The organism is Caulobacter segnis (assembly GCF_031454995.1).
GTDB lineage: Bacteria > Pseudomonadota > Alphaproteobacteria > Caulobacterales > Caulobacteraceae > Caulobacter > Caulobacter segnis_E.
The window spans coordinates 179401-197507 of the sequence record NZ_JAVDRV010000005.1 but is presented as its reverse complement, the minus strand read 5'-3'; the positions used below and the strand labels follow the sequence as shown (position 1 = coordinate 197507).

Here is an 18107-nt window from a genome sequence, read left to right as displayed (position 1 = left end):
GCCGAGCGAAGCGGAGACGTCAGCGGTTGGGGCGTTCCGCCCCCGGGGAGAGGACGAAGCGCCTAGGCTTCGTCCTGAAAGATCGCCTCGATCGGCTGCCCGAACAGGCGGGCGATCTTGAAGGCCAGCGGCAGGCTGGGATCGTACTTGCCCGTCTCCAGGGCGTTGATGGTCTGGCGAGACACCTCGAGCCGGTCGGCCAGATCGGCCTGGCTCCAGTCCCGCTCGGCGCGGAGGACCTTCAGGCGGTTCTTCATTGGTACCGCCTCCGGATCAGGGGCTGGCTGAAGCCCCAGGCCAGACAGAACAACGGGAAGATCAGGAACAGCGGCGGCGCGGGAACCACATTGGCGTTGCTGAGGAAGCCCCAGACGGTGGTCACCGCCAGCACGACGCCCAGCCCCCAGATCATCGCCTCGACATGCACGGTGCGTTCGAACTCGTCGGGCTCTTCCTTCAGGTACAGCCCCATCGCTAGCAACACGCCCAGGATCGGGATGGCTGGGGCGGCGGCCACGATCCACAGGAGCGGTCCCTCAAGATGGGCGCCGCGCAGCAGAGACAGAGATCCGAGCAGGGCCACCGTATAGGCGAGCATCGACACGACCAGGCGACGGCGGTAGCGCTTCATCACCGGACCGATCTTGCCGCCTTTCAGCCGCGCGGTTCCGACGAACATATAGGCGGTGTAGACAGCGACCCAGGCGAGGATGGCGATCACCATCGCCGGTCCCGAGAACGGCCTGGCCAGTCGCAGCCAGAACGGGATGGCGGCCAGGGCGACGGCGCCGGCGGCGAACAGGGCCCACTTGGTCCAAGTCGGCATAGTCTGTGTCATGGAGACCTCCTCTTGGCTCACGATCAGCGCTGGCGCAGCCACCAGCCCGCCCAGGCGAGGCCGTAGCCAATGAGTTGGGCGGCGATCACCGTCGTCACCCCGAAGGAGAACCACTCGGCGGGCGACTGCTGTCCCATCACGGCGACCAGACGCGTATCACCCACCAGCAACGCGACGAGGAGGGTCAATAGCATCGCGCTCGATCCACCCCAGAACCAGGCGAACTTGTGGGCTTCTCGGGCGGCTTCGTCGATATTGCGCCAGTAGACGATGCTGGAGCCAACCGCCAGCAGAAGTAAAACGGCGCAGCCCGCGCTAAGAAGAAGCGGAGACATCGCGATCCGCAAGTCCTTGGCGACGTAGTATCCCGCCCCAGAGACAAAGCCGAGGATAAAGGCCCCGAACAGCACTCGCTGCGCAATGGCTTGGCGACGGGCCTGGCGGCCAACATTCTCACTCATTGAGAAATTCCTTTTGCAGATACGGCGACTACAGCGCCGATAGCGCCTCGACGGCGCCGTTCTGATCGATCTGGGTTGGAGACTCCGGCGAGCGCTTCCAAAGGACGAGAACCAGCGCCGCCGCCAGCGCCACGAGCGCCGCGCCAACGCCCGCCGCCAGCGCCGGGCCGCCCATCTGGCGAGCGGCGCAAACCACCACCACCAGCGCGTTGGAGCTCGCGGCCATGCCCATGATCAGCTTTTCGCCCTGAGCAAGGCGTGCGCGGCGTTGGGTTCTCTTCATGACAAGCTTCCCCGTCGAAATGACAAGGACGTTTGTCATAGATCGCCACAGACATGTCAAGCAATCTTGTCATTTTGTCGTGTAGACGAGACTAAATGACAGAGATGCTTGATGTTTCAGGCCGCGCGGCGGCCCAGGAATGGGTCGCTGATGATGGAATCCCCCATCACGCCGCGCCAATGCACGGCCTCGAGCCGCCTGACCGCCAAGGCGCGTCCAAGAACGCCCGGGCGCGGACGGCTGATCATCTCCCAGCCATAGCGCGAAAAACGGTCGCCGAAGTCGGACCAGCGGATCACGCGCCCCTGGGCGTCCTGTCGCCAGATCGCCTTGTCGCAGCCCGGAATGCGCGCGCAGCGCTCCCAGGCGTCCACGCGACCCTGAAGGATCAGGAATGGATCTTGAGCATGACGGGCCAAAGGGGTCTCCGAGATCTTCCGCCGCCTCCGCGCCCGGCGACTCAGAAGATCACCGCCCGCGAGGACGAGACCAGGATTTGTGCAACGACACGCACTGTCCACTAGATGTAGTGCGGCGCGTTGCCGCGCGACCGACCCGCGACAGCCGCTAGGACCAGACCTTGAAGTGCTTGGAGAGTTTCAGGCCCTGGCGCTGATAGTGCGAACCGCCCTCGCCGTATAGCCGGGCCGGACGCGCCGTCAGGGGCTCGTAGACCAGGCGCGCGACCGTCTGACCGTCTTCCAGCAGGAACGGCGTCTCGTGGCTGCGCACCTCCAGCACGCCCTTCGAACCGCGGGCCAGCGCCTCCTCGGTGCCGAAACCAGGATCGAAGAAACCGGCGTAGTGGACACGGAACTCGCCAACCGACGGATCGATCGGCGTCATCTCGGCCGCCTCCATCACCGGGATCTCGATGTCGTCCTTGCTGGCCAGGATGTAGAATTCGCCCGGATCCAGCAGCAGTTCGCCGTGGCGCGCCTCCAACGGCTCCCAGAAGTCGCGCGGGTCGTGGCCGTCCTCGTGGTCGAGATCCACCACGCCGGCGTGACGACGCCCCCGGAAGCCCACGATGCCGGCGGTCAGATCAACGCCCACGCTGCGGATCGACAGCTTGGCCGGCTCGCCACGCTTCAGGCGCAGTTGGTTCAGGCGCGTGCCGGCGCGCACCAGCACCGAGAAGGTCTGCGGCGCGATCTCGAGATACAGCGGGCCCTCATAGCCGGCGTCGACGTCGTCGAAGGCGCGGCTGTGGTCGGTCAGCAGGCGCACGAAGACGTCCACCCGCCCCGTCGAGCTCTTGGGGTTGCCGCGCGCGGAGATATTGCCCGGCAGGGCCAGGCGCTCCTGGACCTCGGCGATATAGACGCAGCCCTTCTCCAGCACCGCGCCCTGGGTCAGGTCCAGCTCGTGCATCGCGACGTCCTTGAGGCGCTCGGGCACGCGGCGATGCAGGCCGGGCAGGAACGAGGCGCGGACCCGCCAGGCGCGAGCGCCCAGGCGCAGGTCCAGACTGGCGGGCTGCACCTGATCGGCGTCGAAGGGCGTGGCCGAGGTGATCGCTTCTTGAGCGATGAGATCCTCGATCGTTTGGCAGGGCAGAATCCCTGCGGCGTGTGCATCGGTCATCGGCGCGACACTCGCCAAACGCGGCCGCAAACGCAAGGCTCGCCGCGAATTGGCGCAAGCGGGACAATCGGCGGGCGGAGCGTGACAATTCTTCCCCCGCCGCGGCGGTGTTGTGGCTTGACCCAGGCGCCCCTCCCGCTCCTTATGCCGGCGTTTTTAGGCGTGGGAGGCAAGGCGGTGGCCGAAGATCCGAAAGACTGGGATGTCGCGACGAAATTGATCCGCGGTGGGATCGCGCGCTCGCAGTTCATGGAGACGGCCGAGGCCCTCTACCTGACCCAGGGCTTCACCTACGACAGCGCCGAGGGCGCCGACCGCCGCTTCGCCGGCGACGAGCCCGGCTTCGTCTATTCGCGGTTCAACAATCCGACCGTGAAGATGTTCGAGGATCGCCTGGCGCTTCTGGAAGGCGCCGAGGTCTGCCGCGCCCAGGCGACCGGCATGGCCTCGATCCACGCCTCGCTGATGGGCCTGGTCAAGGCCGGCGACCACGTCGTGGCCGGCCGCGCCCTGTTCGGCTCGTGCCGCTGGATCATCGCCGAGTGGCTGCCGCGCTTTGGCGTCGAGACGACGCTCGTCGACGCCACCGACCTCAAGGCCTGGGAGGCGGCGATCCGCCCGGGCACCAAGGCCGTGTTGATCGAGACGCCCTCGAACCCCGTTCTGGAGATCACCGACATCGCCGCCGTCGCCGAAATGGCCCACGCCGTCGGTGCCAAGGTCATCGTCGACAATGTCTTCGCCACCCCGATCTTCCAGCAGCCGCTGAAGCTGGGCGCCGACGTCGTGGTCTATTCGGCGACCAAGCACATCGATGGCCAGGGCCGCGTCCTGGGCGGCGCGATCCTGACCAGCGAGGCGATCAACGAGGAGTTCTACCGCGACAGCCTGCGCCACACCGGCCCGGCGCTGTCGCCGTTCAACGCCTGGGTGATGCTGAAGGGCCTCGAGACCCTGGACCTTCGCGTCCGCCGCCAGAGCGACACCGCCGCGGCCCTGGCCGACGTCATGGCCGAGCACAAGAAGGTTCGCCAGGTCCTCTACCCGTTCCGGGCGGACCACCCCGGCTACGAGGTCGCCAAGAAGCAGATGAGCGGCGGCGGCACGGTGATCGCGATGGACCTGGGCTCCCGCGAGGCGGCCTTCAAGTTCCTGAACGCCCTGGAGATCGTCGACATCTCCAACAATCTGGGCGACGCCAAGTCGATGGCGACCCACCCGCCGACCACAACGCACCGCTCGGTGCCGGAGGCGGAACGTCCGCTGCTGGGCGTGACCGAAGGCGGCGTGCGCCTGTCCGTGGGCCTGGAAAGCCTGGCCGATCTGACGCGAGATGTGACCCGTGCGCTCGATCAGGCGTGAGACCTCCCCGCCGATGCAGCGTATGCGCCGGCGGCGCGGCCAAGCCGCGACCAGTTACGAGGCCCGCACGCGCGACATCGTCGTGCGCGTGTTCCCGACCTACGCGGCCGAGGAATCCTCGCCGGAGGACGGCGTCTACCTGTGGTCCTACACGGTGGAGATCGAGAACCACGGCGCCGAGACCGTCACCCTGGTCTCCCGCCGCTGGACGATCACGGATGGCTTGAACCGGGTGAACGAGGTCGAGGGTTCGGGCGTCGTCGGCGAACAGCCGGAACTGAGGCCCCGCGAGGCGTTCCGCTATATCTCCAACTGCCCGCTCTCCACGCCCTCGGGCGCGATGCGCGGCAGCTACCAGATGGTGACCGAAGAGGGCGAGCTGTTCGAGGCCGAGATCCCCGAGTTCTCGCTGCACCTGCCGGGCGCGGCGATGAAGGTGAACTGAGGCCGAAGCGCTAGGCTTCAGCCTCGTCTTCACCCAGCCGTCGGCGGGTCCAGCTTATAGACCCGCGAGCAGTACTCGCAGGTCACGTGGATCTTGCCGTCCGGCTCGATCATCTCCTCGACCTCCTCGGCCGAGAACGAGTCCATCACCACGCCGATCCGATCCTCGGAGCAGCGGCAGAAGGCGCGCAGGGGCTTCTCGTCGAGCAGGCGCACGCCGTCCTCGTTGAAGAGGCGCCACAGCAGGGTCGGCGTCGTGACGGTGGGATCGATCAGCTCGTCCTCGCCCGTGGTCTCGAACAGCGCCGTGACGTGTTGCCAAGCCTCCTGGGTGTCGCCGCGCGCCTGATCGCCCGCGATGACCTGGATCAGGATGCCGCCCGCGCGCCATCGGGGCCCCTCGCCCGTATCGACCTGACCGACGGCCAGGCGAATACGGGTCGGGGTCTGCTCCGACTGGGCGAAGTACTGCTCGGCGCACAGGGCCAGCGTCTCGCCCTCGATGGGCGTGACGCCCTGGTAGCGGTCCATGTCGGGCCCCTGGTCCAGGGTCATGATGAAGACGCCGCCGCCCAGCAGGGTCTTGGCCCCGGGGCGTGCGAAGCCTTCCGACACGGCCGCGACCTCTTCGGGGTCGAACCGGCAGTAGCCGCGCAGGCCGCCCGAGGTGTCGTAGTCGACCACCACGTAGCGCACGGGGCCATCGCCCTGGGCCTGGATGATCAGGCGGCCTTCGAACTTCAGGCTGGAGCCGACCAGGGCCGCCAGCGCGCAGGCTTCGCCCAGCAGGTTGGCGACCGGCTCGGGATAGGCGTGGCGCGTCAGCACCTCGTCCACGGCCTGGCCCAGCCGCACGACGCGGCCGCGCACGGGCAGTCCTTCGATCTGGAACGCGGAGACGACGTCGTCGAGGACGCCCGGAGTGGAAGCGATGTCGGTCATGGGGCGGTTAAATAAGGGGTCTTTTGGAAATTGCGAGCCTGTCCCGATGCGACGGCGCGAACGACGCCTACCCGATCTGTGCAAAGCGACGTCCTGACGCATTGCGACGCTCGCGGAGTCGGCTCACCAATGAGTGGCCGTCGCTTTTGCCCATATGCGCCGGCGCAGTCGGCCAGCGCCGTCCAACCGGGCGCTGGCCGGCGCCCTATCCCGCCGCCTAGCCGATCGCGCCGAACGCCCAGGCCAGCACCGACTTCTGGGCATGGATGCGGTTCTCGGCCTCGTCCCAGACCAGCGAGCGCGGACCGTCCAGGACTTCGTCCGTGACCTCCTCGCCCCGGTGCGCCGGCAGGCAGTGCAGGAAGACGCCATCGCGCTTGGCGAGATCCATCAGCTTGTCGTCGACCTGATAGGGCTCAAGCGCCGCCAGGCGCTCGTCGTGGTCGGTATCGCCCATCGAGACCCAGGTGTCGGCCACGACCACGTCGGCGCCCCGGACGGCCTCTTTCGGGTCGGTCATCATGCTGACCTTGGCCCGCAGGCCTTCGGCCCGGGCCAGGTCGTGCAGGTCGGGGTGATAGACCGTCGGGCAGGCGATCTTCAGCTCGAAGCCCAGCAGCGACGCGGCGTGGATGAAGCTGGAGCAGACATTGTTGCCGTCGCCGACCCAGGCGATCGTCTTGCCGCCGATGTCGCCGCGATGCTCCTCGATCGTGAGGATGTCGGCCATGATCTGGCACGGGTGGCTCTTGTCGGTCAGGCCGTTGATCACCGGCACGGTGGAGACCTGGGCGAAGCGCTCGACGTCGGCGTGGCTGTTGGCGCGGATCATCACCGCGTCGACCATGCGCGACAGCACCTTGGCGGTGTCCTCGATCGTCTCGCCGCGCCCCAGCTGCATGTCCGACGAGGTCGAGATGATCGCCGAGCCGCCCAGTTGGCGCATGGCCGCGTCGAACGAGAAGCGGGTGCGGGTCGAGTTCTTCTGGAAGATCATCGACAGCACGCGGTCCTTGGCCGGCGCGTCGGCGTCGACCTTGCCTTGCGGCCAACCTTTACGGGCGGTCTTGCGGGCCTTGGCGTCGTCCAGCAGCAGGCGCAGCGTCGGGCCGTCCAGCTTCCACAGGTCGATGAAGTGGCGGGGGGCGGTCATGGGCCAAATCCCTCACGCCCGCTCCGGCGGGCCGAAGCGGGCGATCTCAAAGGTTCAGGGTGTCAGGCGGAGGCCTTGGCGCGAGCCGCCTCGCAAGCCTTTTCGAGCTTGACGATCGCTTCGCGGGCTTCCTCGATGGTCAAGTTCAGCGGCGGCAGCAGGCGCACGCAGTTGTCGCCGCCGCCGGCGACCAGCAGGTGCTCGTCGCGGGCCAGGACCATGAACTCGCGGTTGTTCGGGATCAGCTTGATCCCGATCAGCAGGCCCTTGCCGCGGATGTCGACGATGACGTCCGGGAAGCGATCCTTCAGGCCGTTCAGCTGCTGGGTCAGGAAGCCGGCGACGGCGTTGACGTTGTCCAGGATCTCGGGCGAGTTGATCAGGTCGAAGGCCGCCTTGCCGACGGCCATGGCCAGCGGGTTGCCGCCGAAGGTCGAGCCGTGGGCGGCCACGGTCATGCCCTTGGCCGCCTCGGTCGTGGCCAGGCAAGCGCCGATCGGGAAGCCGCCGCCCAGGGCCTTGGCCACCGCCATGATGTGCGGTTCGCCGCCCTCGGCCCACTCGTGGGCGAAGAGCTTGCCGGTGCGGCCCATGCCGCTTTGCACTTCGTCATAGATCAGCAGCACGCCGTGCTCGTCGCACATCTGGCGCAGGCCCTTCAGGCACTGGGTCGGGATCGAGCGCGCGCCGCCCTCGCCTTGCACCGGCTCGACGATGATCGCCGCCGTGGTCGGGTTGGCGATCGCGGCCTTGATGGCCTCGTGGTCGCCGAAGGTCAGCTGATGGTAGCCCGGCAGGCGCGGACCGAAGCCGTCGACATAGCTGGGATTGCCCGAGGCGTTGACCGCGGCGTAGGTGCGGCCGTGGAACGAGCCGTCGAAGCCGTAGATGTCGATCCGCTCGGGCTGGCCGTTGGCCGAGTGGTACTTGCGGGCCGTCTTCAGCGCGCATTCCACGGCTTCGGTGCCGGAGTTCGTGAAGAAGACCACGTCGGCGAAGGTGGCCGCGCAGATCGCGTCGGCCAGGGCTTCCTGCTCGGGAATCCGATAGATGTTCGAGACGTGCCAGAGCTTCTCGGCCTGGGTCTTCAGGACCTCGACCAGCACGGGGTGGGCGTGACCCAGGCCGTTGGTGGCGATGCCCGCCACGCAGTCCAGATATTCGCCGCCGTCGGTCGAGAACAGGCGCGCGCCTCGGCCTCGCTCGAACGCCAGCGGGGCGCGGTTGTAGACGCCCATGATGTGCTGCTGCGAGGAATTGGACGACGTCGCGGTGCTCAAGAGACCGACCTCCCTAAAAAGGAAAGAAGCCCCCGCGCCTTAAGCACGGGGACCGGAAGGCCGCAGGTTGTCGCCGTGGAGCGGCGTCGTGTCAATCAATGGACCGTGAAACCGCCTGAAAACCCGGCGAAAATCGCCAGCTTTTTTTCGCGAGGGCCACGCGGCTCAGCTCTTCAGCCGATAGCCCGTCACGAACAGGCGCCAGCACCACAGGAACAACGCCACCGCCAGCAGGCCCGTGGAGACCACGCCGATCGCGATCGAGCCGTCGGCGTGGCCGATGAAGCCGTAGCGGAAGCCGTCGATCAGATAGAAGAACGGGTTGAAATGGCTGGCCGACCGGAAGGGCTCGGGCAGCTTGTCGACAAGGTAGAAGGTGCCCGACAGGAAGGTCATCGGCATGATCAGGAAGTTGGTCACGGCCGCGAGCTGGTCGAACTTCTCCGCCCACAGGCCCGCCGCCACGCCCGCCAGACCCAGGATCAGCGAAGCGACGGCGCCGAAATAGACCACCGCCCAGAGGTGCGCGATCGAAAGCCCCGCGCCGGGCAGAACGCCGACCACCAGAGCCGTCACCGCGCCGACCACCACGCCGCGCGTCGCCGCGCCCAAGGCGAAGGCCGAGACCTGCTCCAGCGCCGACAGCGGCGGGGTCAGGAAGTCGGGCGTCAGGCCCATCATCTTGGCCTGGATCAGCGACGACGAGGAATTGGCGAAGGCGTTGTTCAGGATCGCCATCATGATCAGGCCCGGGGCCACGAAATGGCCGAACGTCACCCCGTCGACCGCGGGACGACTACCGCCGACCGCGACCACGAAAACCAGCATGTAGAGCAGAGTCGTGACCACCGGCGCGGCCACCGTCTGTGTGCCGACCTTCCAGAAGCGGCGGATTTCGCGCTGATAGAGGGTGAAGAAGCCGCTCCAGTTCCAGCCGTGATAGTCGCGCGGCTGCGGCGGAATGACGCTCTCGGCGATATCTCTCATGCGCTCAACCCGTTGTTCTGCTTGGCCATGTGCGCCCTCGCCCCCCTTTTCGCAAGCTCGGGCTTGCGTGAATCAACATCTTGTTTCTGTGGACAGAGTCGTTGGCGCCCATTGTGTGTTTTAATGCATTCTTTACGATTAGTAGTAGGACGACCGCCGGCGGGGCGGTTCGATCACCAGATATGGGGTGACGGGCGTGGGGACGCCCTCTCCCCGTTCTATATGGCGGAGACGGGCTATGAGCTGGACCGACGAACGGGTCTCGACCTTGAAGAAGCTGTGGCTGGACGGACTGTCGGCCAGTCAGATCGCCAAGCAACTGGGCGGCGTCACGCGCAACGCCGTCATCGGCAAGGTTCACCGCCTCGGCCTGTCGGGCCGCGCGGCCCCCTCGCAACCGGCGCGTCCGGCCTTTAAGGCGCCGCGCCCCGCGCGTCCAGCCGCCCAGGCCATGCCTTCGGCGCCGCGTCGCGTGACCCCGATCGAGGCGCCGTCGATGCCCGTGGCCGCCGCGCCCGCGCCGCTGCCGGCCTTCCGCCACGAGGAGCCGGGCTCGGCCACCGTGCTGACCCTGGGCGCGCACATGTGCAAGTGGCCGATCGGCGATCCGTCGTCGGAAGGCTTCACCTTCTGCGGCCGCCGCGCCTCGGACAGCCTTCCCTACTGCGTCGAGCACGCCCGCGTGGCGTACCAGCCGCAGCAGACCAAGAAGAAGGGCGGCGCCACCGAGCTCGCCCGTTCGCTTCGCCGCTACATCTAAGAAGAACAAAAGTCTCTCAGGGCGGCGGATCCCGGACGGTTGGAAGACCGTCCGGGATTTTGCATTTTCGGACTTCCTAAATCCGCCTTCCCAGGCCTTGTGCCTGGGATCCAGCGTTCCGCCGCGAGGCCTGCGTCGAAGCGCGCCGTCAGCGCCATGCTTCACCTTCACGCCCCCGCGCCAAGCCGAACCATGGGTCCTCGCCACAAGGGCGAGGAAGGCGATGAAAGGGTGATCGGGATGGATGACCTCTCCCGACTTCCGCCCTAAAACAGCCCCATGACGGACCTCGCGCCGAACGATTCCAACGCCCCGCCCTATTCGGTCTCCGAACTGGCCTTCGCCCTGAAGCGCACGCTGGAGGATCGCTACGGCTTCGTGCGGCTGCGCGGCGAGCTCAGCAAGGTCACCCACCACGGCAACGGCCACGTCTATCTGACCATCAAGGACGACAAGGCCGCCATCGACGGCGTCGTCTGGAAAGGCAATGTCCGGAGCCTGGGCGTGCGCCCCGAGCACGGGCTCGAGGTGATCGTCACCGGCAAGATCACCACCTATCCAGCCGGGTCTCGCTACCAGATCGTCATCGACAGCATGGAGGCCGCCGGCGTCGGCGCCCTGCTGGCCCAGCTGGAACGCCTGAAGGCCAAGCTGGCCGCCGAGGGCCTGTTCGCCCCCGAGCGCAAACGCCCCCTGCCCTCGATGCCCGCCGTGGTCGGCGTTATCACCAGCCCGACCGGCGCGGTGATCCGCGACATCCTGCACCGCATCCGCGACCGCTGGCCCTGCCAGGTTCTGGTCTGGCCGGTCGTGGTGCAAGGCGACGCGGCCGCCGCCCAGGTCGGCGCGGCCATCCGAGGCTTCAACGCCATCGCGCCGGGCGGTCCCGTGCCGCGTCCGGACATCCTGATCGTGGCGCGCGGCGGCGGCTCGGTCGAGGACCTGTGGGCCTTCAACGACGAGGCCCTGGCCCGCACGGTGGCCGAAAGCGCGATCCCGCTGATCTCGGCGGTCGGCCACGAGACCGACACCACCCTGATCGACTTCGTCTCCGACCGCCGCGCGCCAACGCCGACAGCGGCCGCCGAAATGGCGACGCCGGTGCTGGCCGAGCTGCGGGCGCTGATCTCGGATTTCGACCGTCGCCTGAGCCGCTGCGGCGCGCGGACGATCGAGGAGCGCCGCACCCGCCTGACCAGCGCCGCGCGCGGTCTGCCGCGTCCCAACGATCTGCTGGCCTTGGCTCAGCAGCGCTTCGACATCGCCTCGGGCCGGCTGGACGCCGCCCTGCACCGGAACACCACCGTCCACGCCCAGGACCTCCTGAAGGTCACCGCGCGCCTGACGCCGGACGCCCTGCGCCGCCAGCACGCCGCCAAGGCTGACCGCGTCGCCGACCTGGGCGGCCGCCTGAACCTGGCCGCCCGCCGCGCGCCGGATCGCGCGGCCCAGCACGCCCGCCTCCCGGCCCTTTGGGATCGTCTGAACGCGGCGGGAGGACGCCGCCTGCAACGCGACGCCGATCGCCTGGCGGGACTGGAAAAGCTGCGCCAGTCGCTGAACCCGGAGCGGCCGCTGGAACTGGGTTTCGCCCTGGTTCGCAAGGGCGACGGAACCCTGGCGCGGTCGGCGGGCGATCTAGCCGCCGGCGAACGCGTGAACCTGAAGTTCAAGAGCGGCGATCGCGACGCGGTGATCGAGGGCGAAGGCGGGCTTGTCCCGACGCCCACGCCTGTCCCCGGCCCAGCGCCCAAGCCACGCCCCAAACCCGCCACGCCCTCAACCAAGCAGGGCGATCTGTTCTGAAGCGCCGCTCTGGCGTAGAGTATGGACCATGAACGCTTTCGATCGTGATCTCGGCAAGTCCGACGGCCTGGCCGTCCTCCACTATGGCGACGGCGAGTACGCCGTGCTCTCGCCCGGCCGCTTCGTGCTGTGCGCCGTCACCAACGCGAAGATCCCGCTGGAGGCGCTGCGCTATTGGAGCCCCGAGCACCAGGAGGCCTATGCCGGCGCGGGCGAGGCCCTGAAACGCTGGCAAGAGCGCTAAAGCGGCTCGCCGTCTATGCCGCGGCGGTGCTCGCGTTATTCGTGTCTAGCTTGAGTTTAAATCATTCGTTAGCAATGCCGCCCCTGTCGGTACGATAGGTCGCGGGGAGCGGCCGAGGTGTCGATTCTTCCGCGAGATCGTTGAGGAGACGGCTCCCGCATGTCTGCGGCGTTTGAAAAGCTGCGTTTCCTGCTGGTGGATGACAACCAGCACATCCGGGCGATCGTTTCGACGATCCTGAAGGGCGTGGGCGTGCGGCAAATCCGCGAAGCGATGGACGGGGCCGAGGCCCTGCAGATCCTACGCGACTGGCGCCCCGATATCGCGATCGTCGATTTCAAGATGAGCCCTCTGGATGGCGTGCAGTTCACCCATCTGGTCCGAAACTCCCCCGACAGCGTCGATCCATTCCTGCCGATCATCATGCTGACGGGCTTCGCCGAGCGTCACCGCGTGTTCGAGGCGCGCGACTCCGGCGTCACCGAGATCGTGGTCAAGCCCGTGACGGCGCGATCGCTGCTCGACCGGATCAACACCGTGATCTTCCATCCGCGGCCGTTCATCCGCTCGCCGGACTATTTCGGCCCTTGCCGCCGACGCCGGAACGATCCGTCGCACAAGGGCCCCTTCCGCCGGGCCGGCGAGGCGGACGTTCCCGCTCCCCCCAGCGACACGATCGAGATCTAGGCGGCCGGCGGCGCGGCGGCCCGCTCGCGTTCGGCCAGGGCGGCGTAGACCTCGTTCGGCCAGCGACGGTGAACCCAAAACCACTCGGCCGGCCGTTCGCGGATGCGGTCTTCCATGAAGGCGTTGATCATCCGCACGCCGGCCTCGATGTCGGCCGCGCGGTCGCCGGTCTTGGGCGGGACGATCGGCTCGTGCACCACCGCCCGGAAGCGCGCGCCCTTCAGGCGCTGCACCGACATCGGCTGCAGCACCGTGCCAAACCGGATCGCCAGCCGCGTCGGGCCCGGCGCGGTGCGGGCGTCGTGGCCGAAGAACGGCGCGGCCACGCCGCTGTTGAACTTCTGGTCGTTCATCAGGGCGACCGACCGCCCCTCCTTCATGCCTTCCAGCAGCTCGCGCGCGCCGTCCCCTCCCTTGGGGGCGAACAGGCGCACGCCATAGCGGAAGCGGCTGTCCTTGATGCGCTTGTCGACATAGGGATTGTTGGCGGCGCGATAGGTCATCTCGCAGATCACGCCGCTGTCGACGATGGCCGCGGGCATGACCTCCCAGTTCGACAGGTGGCCCGAGACGAAGACGACCGGGATCTTGTCCTGGGCGATCTGTTCGAGCCGCTCCTTGCCCACCACCTCGACCCGGCCGGTCGAGGGCAGGATCTTGTCCATCAGCGGAAACTCGGCGAACGAGCGGCCCAGGCCCTCCCACTGCTCATCCAGGATCCGAGCGTGCCAGGCCGCGTCCTCTTCGGGGAAGGCCAGCTTCAGATTGCGCGCGGCGACCTTGTGCGCGCCGCTCATCGGCCCGAACGTCTTGCCCAGCCAACCGCCGAAATCGGAGGCGCGATCCACCCCCATCAGACGCACGGCTCCTATGAACAGGTCGAAGCCCAGGGCCTCCAACCGCCACAGCAGATCCTGAACCCAAGGCGGACGCTTATCGGACATGCCCCTTAGTAGGCTTGGCCGACCGCTTCGCGCAACGGCACGCGACTTGCGGCTGCCGGGCCATCTCGTTCTGTTTCGGGACGGGAGAAGGTTAAGGGGGCAAGAAGTTCCATGGGTAACGACATCGACGTCCACCTGGGCAAGCGCCTACGTCGGCGTCGCCGTCTGCTGGGTCTGACGCAACAGCAGCTGGCCGAGACGGTCGGCGTGCGGTTCCAGCAGATCCAGAAGTACGAGTGCGGCGCCAATCGCATATCCGCCGCGCGTCTGTGGCAGTTGGCCGAGGCTCTGGAGGTGCCGGTCGGCTACTTCTACGATGGCCTCTCGACGGCGCGACGCGAGATCGGCGAAGCCGCCGAGAGCGGCGAGATGTTCGCCCGCAAGGAGACGCTGGACCTGGTCCGCGCCTACTACCTGCTCGGCGAGCGTCCGCGTCGGCGCCTTCTCGATCTGGCCAAGTCGCTGCACGGTGGCGAACTCGTGGACGCCTAGGGTCCCGCGCGCAACCGACACGCGCGGAAAGGCGTGGCGCGGCGGCGGTTGGAAAGCTAAACCCGCGCGCATGACTCTTTCCGCTGATCGGCTCGCGGCGCTCGACGCCTTCGTCATCGACCTGAACAAGGCCTCCGCGGCCGCCATTCTCCCGCTGTTTCGGGCGGATCACGGTCTCGAGGACAAGGGCGCGGGCAAGAACCTGCCGCGCGAGTCGCACGCCGCGTTCGATCCGGTGACCGAGGCCGACCGCGGCGCCGAGGCCGCGATCCGCGCCCTGATCGCCAAGCGCTTTCCCGAGCACGGGGTGATCGGCGAGGAATATGGCGAGGATCGTCCGGACGCCGAGTTCGTCTGGGTGTTGGACCCGATCGACGGCACGCGCGCCTTCATCTCGGGCCTGCCGCTATGGACCACCCTGATCGGCCTGCGCCACCAGGGCCGACCGGTGCTGGGCTCGATCGGCCAGCCGTTCACCGACGAACTGTTCATCGGCCACGCCGGCGGCGCGCGCCTGATCGCCAAGGGCCAGAGCGCGCCGATCCGCGTGCGTGAATGCGCGAATCTGAATGACGCGGTGATCGCCACCACCGACCCAGACGCCTGCTTCGACGGGGCCGAGCGCGGCGCCTGGCTGCAGGTGCGCGCGGCGTCCAAGTTGGCGCGCCTCGGCTGCGACGCCTACGCCTACGCCATGGTCGCCATGGGCAAGATGGACATGGTCATCGAGGCCGGCCTGAAGTCCTGGGACATCGAGGCCGCCATCCCGCTGGTCGAAGCCGCCGGCGGCGTGGTCACCAACTGGCGCGGCGACACGATCGGCCCGAACGGCGGTCAGATGGTCATCTCTGGCGACCGTCGTCCGCTGGACGAAGCCCTGGTCAGCCTCAAGCGTTCGGCGAAGTAGGCGCGACGGCTTCGACGGTCTCGTCGAACGCCTTCCAGAAGATCGCCCGGCGCGGATCGGTCTCGATCAGGATTTCGTGGAACGCGCCCGCGACCTCGACATAGCGGCCGCGCGGCAGGCGCTCGGCGATCGCCTTCAGCGCCGGATTGCGCACGCGGTCGTCCAGCTCGGCCGCCACGATCGTGACCGGAATATCGAGCCTCTCCACCGCGCCCGGTCGCGCCAGCCAGGCGCAGGCCGAGACCGCGAAGTCCAGCCACCCCCAGGTCACGCCACCCAGGGCGATCCTCGGATCCGCCCGAAGCTGCGCCCGATAGCGATCGTGGCGCGCGCGATCGTGGGTGAGCTTGTCGGCCTCGAAGGTCTGGGTCAGCGGATCGTAGGCGCTGTTGACGTACTGGCCCGCGAGACCGATCCGGGACAGTGTCCACGACAACGCGGTCGTCGCCCAAGGCGGGACACCGCCCGTGTTGATCCCCAGCATCGGCGCCGAGAGCACGCAGGCGGCGAACCGCCGCTCGCCCTTCGCCAAGGCCAGCAGGGTCAGGCACCCGCCCATCGAGTGCCCCATGGCGATCCAGGGCTTGGGCATTCGCGCTTCGAAGGCGTCGAGCAACGCCTTGTAGTCGGTCAGAAAGGGCTGGTAGCCCCGCGCGTGGCCCTTCAGCCGATCGGGCAGGTCGCGCGCCGAAAGCCCCTGCCCTCGCCAGTCGTGCGCCAGCACCGCGAAGCCGCGCTTCAGCAGGTCTTCGACGACCTCGAAATACTTCTCGATCGGCTCGGTGCGACCGGGGCTGAGCACCACGGTTCCACGCGGCGCGCCGGCCGGAAAAAACGTCGCGGCGCGGAGGGTGATCCCCTCCGCGCCGCGGAACCATTCAGCCCCAAAACTACCTGGGCCATGATCGGGAACCGGGGCCTCGGGGACCGAGACCAGATAGGCCGGTTCCGTCACCGGGCTTAGCGCATCTTCGAGAACAGGGCGCCCATCTTGGGCTGCAGGGCCATGGCCACGCCCATGTCCGACAGCTTCAGCTTGCCGGTCATGACCGCCATGGTCGGGTCCAGCTTGCCTTCGCCGATCGCCAGCAGGTCGTCGAGCGCCAGCGTCATGGTCAGGTCGGCCGGCTTGTCCTCGTTCGTCACCGAGCCGCCATCGATGTGGATGACGCCCGCGTCCTTCAGGTCGAACTTCAGGCTCTTGCCCAGGCCGCTGTCGTCGCCGACGGCGGTTTTGATGCGATCGGTGATTTCCTGGATGGTGGCCATAAGCGCGATCTCCCTTGCGCGAAATGATGTCGCGGATAGCTAGACCGGCCGACCCGAACAAGTAAACAGCGTTCAGACGGCGCGGCCCCTTATTTCTTCCCGCTGTAGAAGGCGACCTTAGTCGGCGTTTTTGTCAACTTTACCCGCACGGCGCCCTTGAAGTCGGCCGGACGAAAATAGGGACCGCTTCGGATCAGAGGCAGGGGCTGAGCGCGACCGTCGGCGAACATCACCATCCCGCCTTCGGCCTTGGGAAAGGCGATTCCGCTCAGCTTGGGCGCCATGAAGGCCATGACCCCGGCGCTCTTTCCGATCACCGCGTTGGCTTCGTCGACCGTCGCGGCGAGGTCTTGAACGTCGTATTCGCCGGAAGGCTTGAGCTGGGGCGCGATGTCCATGGCCGAGCCAAGTTTCTGGTCGGCCGGCACGTCGAACGCGATGCTCGCGCCCTTCTCCAGTTGGGCCAGGGTCGGCAGGCGCTCGAAGACGCCCTCGTCGTTCAGAGGCAGCGGCGTGCGGGCCCCGCCCGGCTCGACCAGCACGGCCTTGAGGTTGGGCATGCGCTTTCCGTCGCGCAGCACGGCATAGGAGAGCTTCATGCGGGACCGCTCCGCCGGCGGCACCCTCAAGAATTTGTCCAGGTAGGGCATGACCTTCGTCGCCGGGACGACCTTCTCCGCCGCCGCCGGGCCAGCCACCGCCATCACCGCCGACGCGAGGCCGACCACCAGCGCTCCCGCCATGCGCCTCATTTGGGCTTCACGAACTTGAGGGTCATGCGGTCGCTCTCCCCGATCGCGTCATACTTGGCATGGTCGAAGCCCGGTTCGGCCGGCTCGCCCCGCGGCGCCGACAGCCGCGTGGGCGGCAGGGTCCAGACGCCGAACGGATGGTCCTTGGTGTCCTTGGGATTGGCGTTGATCTCGCTGGTCGCGGCCAGGACGAAGCCCGCCTCCTTGGCCATTTGGATCACGTAGTCCTGCTGGACGTAGCCGTCGGCGGCCAGGACGTCCTGCACGCGACCGGACTCGCCCCGATGCTCCTCGATCCCCAACACGCCGCCCGGCTTCAGCGCCGCCAGCGCGTCCCGGAAAGCCTTCTCGGCGATGCCGCCGGCCATCCAGTTGTGCAGGTTGCGCAGGAAAAGCACGAGGTCGGCGCTTCCCGCCGGCGCCACCGGTCCGCTGGTCGGGCCGAAGGCCGTGAAGGTCACCTCGCCATAGACCTTCTTCGCGCCGATGACCTTCCGCCGATAGGCCTCGACGATCTCGGCGGCGGCGGAGTCGGCCGGATTGTTGGTCTCCAGCAACGCCTCGTAGAGGTGGCCCTTGGTCTCGGCCAGGTAGGGGGCGAGGATGTCGGTGTACCACCCCGCCCCCGGCCAGAACTCGACGACGGTCTGGCCGGGCGCGAGGCCCCAGAACTTCAGGGTCTCGACGGGGTGTCGCCAGCGGTCTCGGTCGCGGTCGGCCGGCAATCGCCAGTCGCCGGCGACCACCGCCTGGAGGCTTTCCGGACGCGCCTTTTCAGCGGGCGGGGCCTTGTCGCCGTCGGACTTGCCACAGGCCGCGAGGCCAAGCGCGCCCGCGCCGACCAGGACGCTCCTGCGCGACCACTGCTGGATAGACCCCATCATGCCCCCATGTACGCGTACGCTACGA

Annotated in this window: 22 protein-coding genes and 1 pseudogene; 8 read left to right on the top strand and 15 right to left on the bottom strand. The window is 67.8% G+C overall.

All coding sequences use genetic code 11. The annotated features are described in order from the left end of the window. Window positions 1–62: 62 nt before the first annotated feature. The 6 genes and pseudogenes from J2728_RS16830 to J2728_RS16805 form a co-directional block, all read right to left on the bottom strand. Window positions 63–257, bottom strand: coding sequence for a helix-turn-helix transcriptional regulator (locus tag J2728_RS16830; protein WP_304281274.1), 195 nt, complete (start codon window positions 255–257; stop codon window positions 63–65). Beyond that, entirely contained in the window at window positions 254–838 is a 585-nt protein-coding gene (locus J2728_RS16825; RefSeq protein WP_310001014.1) for a hypothetical protein, read from the bottom strand. Before J2728_RS16825 ends, J2728_RS16830 begins: the two co-directional genes overlap by 4 nt. A 23-nt stretch (window positions 839–861) precedes the next feature. Beyond that, window positions 862–1299: a hypothetical protein gene (locus J2728_RS16820; RefSeq protein WP_310001013.1), complete on the bottom strand. Its 438-nt coding sequence runs from the start codon at window positions 1297–1299 to the stop codon at window positions 862–864. A gap of 28 nt (window positions 1300–1327) precedes the next feature. Then, entirely contained in the window at window positions 1328–1582 is a 255-nt protein-coding gene (locus tag J2728_RS16815; protein WP_310001012.1) for a hypothetical protein, read from the bottom strand. Window positions 1583–1698: 116 nt separating this feature from the next. Continuing rightward, window positions 1699–2004 (bottom strand): annotated as a pseudogene (locus J2728_RS16810) (hypothetical protein); the annotation flags it as partial. A 145-nt stretch (window positions 2005–2149) separates the two neighbouring features. Next, on the bottom strand, window positions 2150–3169 hold the full coding sequence (locus J2728_RS16805) for a 2'-deoxycytidine 5'-triphosphate deaminase (protein ID WP_310001008.1): 1020 nt from the start codon (window positions 3167–3169) through the stop codon (window positions 2150–2152). 177 nt (window positions 3170–3346) lie between these two features. Here J2728_RS16805 and metZ point away from each other — a divergent pair, with 177 nt between their 5' ends. Continuing rightward, window positions 3347–4531: an O-succinylhomoserine sulfhydrylase gene (gene metZ / locus J2728_RS16800; protein ID WP_310001007.1), complete on the top strand. Its 1185-nt coding sequence runs from the start codon at window positions 3347–3349 to the stop codon at window positions 4529–4531. Further along, complete coding sequence (gene apaG, locus J2728_RS16795; RefSeq protein WP_310001005.1) at window positions 4512–4976, top strand: Co2+/Mg2+ efflux protein ApaG; 465 nt, start codon at window positions 4512–4514, stop codon at window positions 4974–4976. The genes metZ and apaG overlap by 20 nt, the downstream gene beginning before the upstream one ends. A 29-nt stretch (window positions 4977–5005) precedes the next feature. Here apaG and J2728_RS16790 read toward each other — a convergent pair whose 3' ends face one another. From J2728_RS16790 to J2728_RS16775, 4 genes are all read right to left on the bottom strand, one after another. Continuing rightward, a complete protein-coding gene (locus tag J2728_RS16790) occupies window positions 5006–5917 on the bottom strand; it encodes an Hsp33 family molecular chaperone (protein ID WP_310001002.1) in 912 nt (303 codons plus the stop codon). Between the two features lie 217 nt (window positions 5918–6134). Next, window positions 6135–7070, bottom strand: a complete 936-nt coding sequence (gene argF, locus J2728_RS16785) for an ornithine carbamoyltransferase (protein WP_310001000.1) — start codon at window positions 7068–7070, stop codon at window positions 6135–6137. A 62-nt stretch (window positions 7071–7132) separates the two neighbouring features. After that, window positions 7133–8350 (bottom strand): aspartate aminotransferase family protein, encoded by a 1218-nt coding sequence (locus J2728_RS16780; protein WP_310000997.1) that lies wholly within the window; start codon window positions 8348–8350, stop codon window positions 7133–7135. Between the two features lie 165 nt (window positions 8351–8515). After that, window positions 8516–9337: an ABC transporter permease gene (locus J2728_RS16775; RefSeq protein WP_310000995.1), complete on the bottom strand. Its 822-nt coding sequence runs from the start codon at window positions 9335–9337 to the stop codon at window positions 8516–8518. 238 nt (window positions 9338–9575) lie between these two features. Between J2728_RS16775 and gcrA the strand changes: the two genes are divergently transcribed. From gcrA to J2728_RS16755, 4 genes are all read left to right on the top strand, one after another. Beyond that, window positions 9576–10097: a cell cycle sigma 70 cofactor GcrA gene (gene gcrA / locus J2728_RS16770; RefSeq protein ID WP_310000991.1), complete on the top strand. Its 522-nt coding sequence runs from the start codon at window positions 9576–9578 to the stop codon at window positions 10095–10097. A gap of 279 nt (window positions 10098–10376) precedes the next feature. Further along, complete coding sequence (xseA, locus tag J2728_RS16765; RefSeq protein WP_310000990.1) at window positions 10377–11903, top strand: exodeoxyribonuclease VII large subunit; 1527 nt, start codon at window positions 10377–10379, stop codon at window positions 11901–11903. Between the two features lie 28 nt (window positions 11904–11931). Further along, on the top strand, window positions 11932–12147 hold the full coding sequence (locus tag J2728_RS16760; protein WP_310000987.1) for a DUF2093 domain-containing protein: 216 nt from the start codon (window positions 11932–11934) through the stop codon (window positions 12145–12147). A 159-nt stretch (window positions 12148–12306) separates the two neighbouring features. Further along, window positions 12307–12834 (top strand): response regulator, encoded by a 528-nt coding sequence (locus J2728_RS16755; protein ID WP_310000984.1) that lies wholly within the window; start codon window positions 12307–12309, stop codon window positions 12832–12834. On the opposite strand, the gene J2728_RS16750 is transcribed toward J2728_RS16755, so the two are convergent. Then, on the bottom strand, window positions 12831–13778 hold the full coding sequence (locus J2728_RS16750) for a lysophospholipid acyltransferase family protein (RefSeq protein WP_310000982.1): 948 nt from the start codon (window positions 13776–13778) through the stop codon (window positions 12831–12833). The genes J2728_RS16755 and J2728_RS16750 overlap by 4 nt on opposite strands. A gap of 111 nt (window positions 13779–13889) precedes the next feature. Between J2728_RS16750 and J2728_RS16745 the strand changes: the two genes are divergently transcribed. Further along, complete coding sequence (locus J2728_RS16745) at window positions 13890–14270, top strand: helix-turn-helix domain-containing protein (protein ID WP_310000978.1); 381 nt, start codon at window positions 13890–13892, stop codon at window positions 14268–14270. Window positions 14271–14340: 70 nt separating this feature from the next. Continuing rightward, window positions 14341–15177, top strand: coding sequence for a histidinol-phosphatase (hisN, locus tag J2728_RS16740; RefSeq protein WP_310000977.1), 837 nt, complete (start codon window positions 14341–14343; stop codon window positions 15175–15177). Here the strand turns inward: hisN and J2728_RS16735 are convergent. From J2728_RS16735 to J2728_RS16720, 4 genes are all read right to left on the bottom strand, one after another. Beyond that, complete coding sequence (locus J2728_RS16735; RefSeq protein WP_310000976.1) at window positions 15158–16132, bottom strand: alpha/beta hydrolase; 975 nt, start codon at window positions 16130–16132, stop codon at window positions 15158–15160. The genes hisN and J2728_RS16735 overlap by 20 nt on opposite strands. Window positions 16133–16137: 5 nt before the next feature. Next, on the bottom strand, window positions 16138–16446 hold the full coding sequence (locus J2728_RS16730; RefSeq protein WP_013080000.1) for an SCP2 sterol-binding domain-containing protein: 309 nt from the start codon (window positions 16444–16446) through the stop codon (window positions 16138–16140). 89 nt (window positions 16447–16535) lie between these two features. After that, window positions 16536–17198 (bottom strand): hypothetical protein, encoded by a 663-nt coding sequence (locus J2728_RS16725; RefSeq protein ID WP_310000974.1) that lies wholly within the window; start codon window positions 17196–17198, stop codon window positions 16536–16538. Next, on the bottom strand, window positions 17195–18082 hold the full coding sequence (locus tag J2728_RS16720; protein ID WP_310000972.1) for a class I SAM-dependent methyltransferase: 888 nt from the start codon (window positions 18080–18082) through the stop codon (window positions 17195–17197). The genes J2728_RS16725 and J2728_RS16720 overlap by 4 nt, the downstream gene beginning before the upstream one ends. Between the last annotated feature and the right edge of the window lie 25 nt (window positions 18083–18107).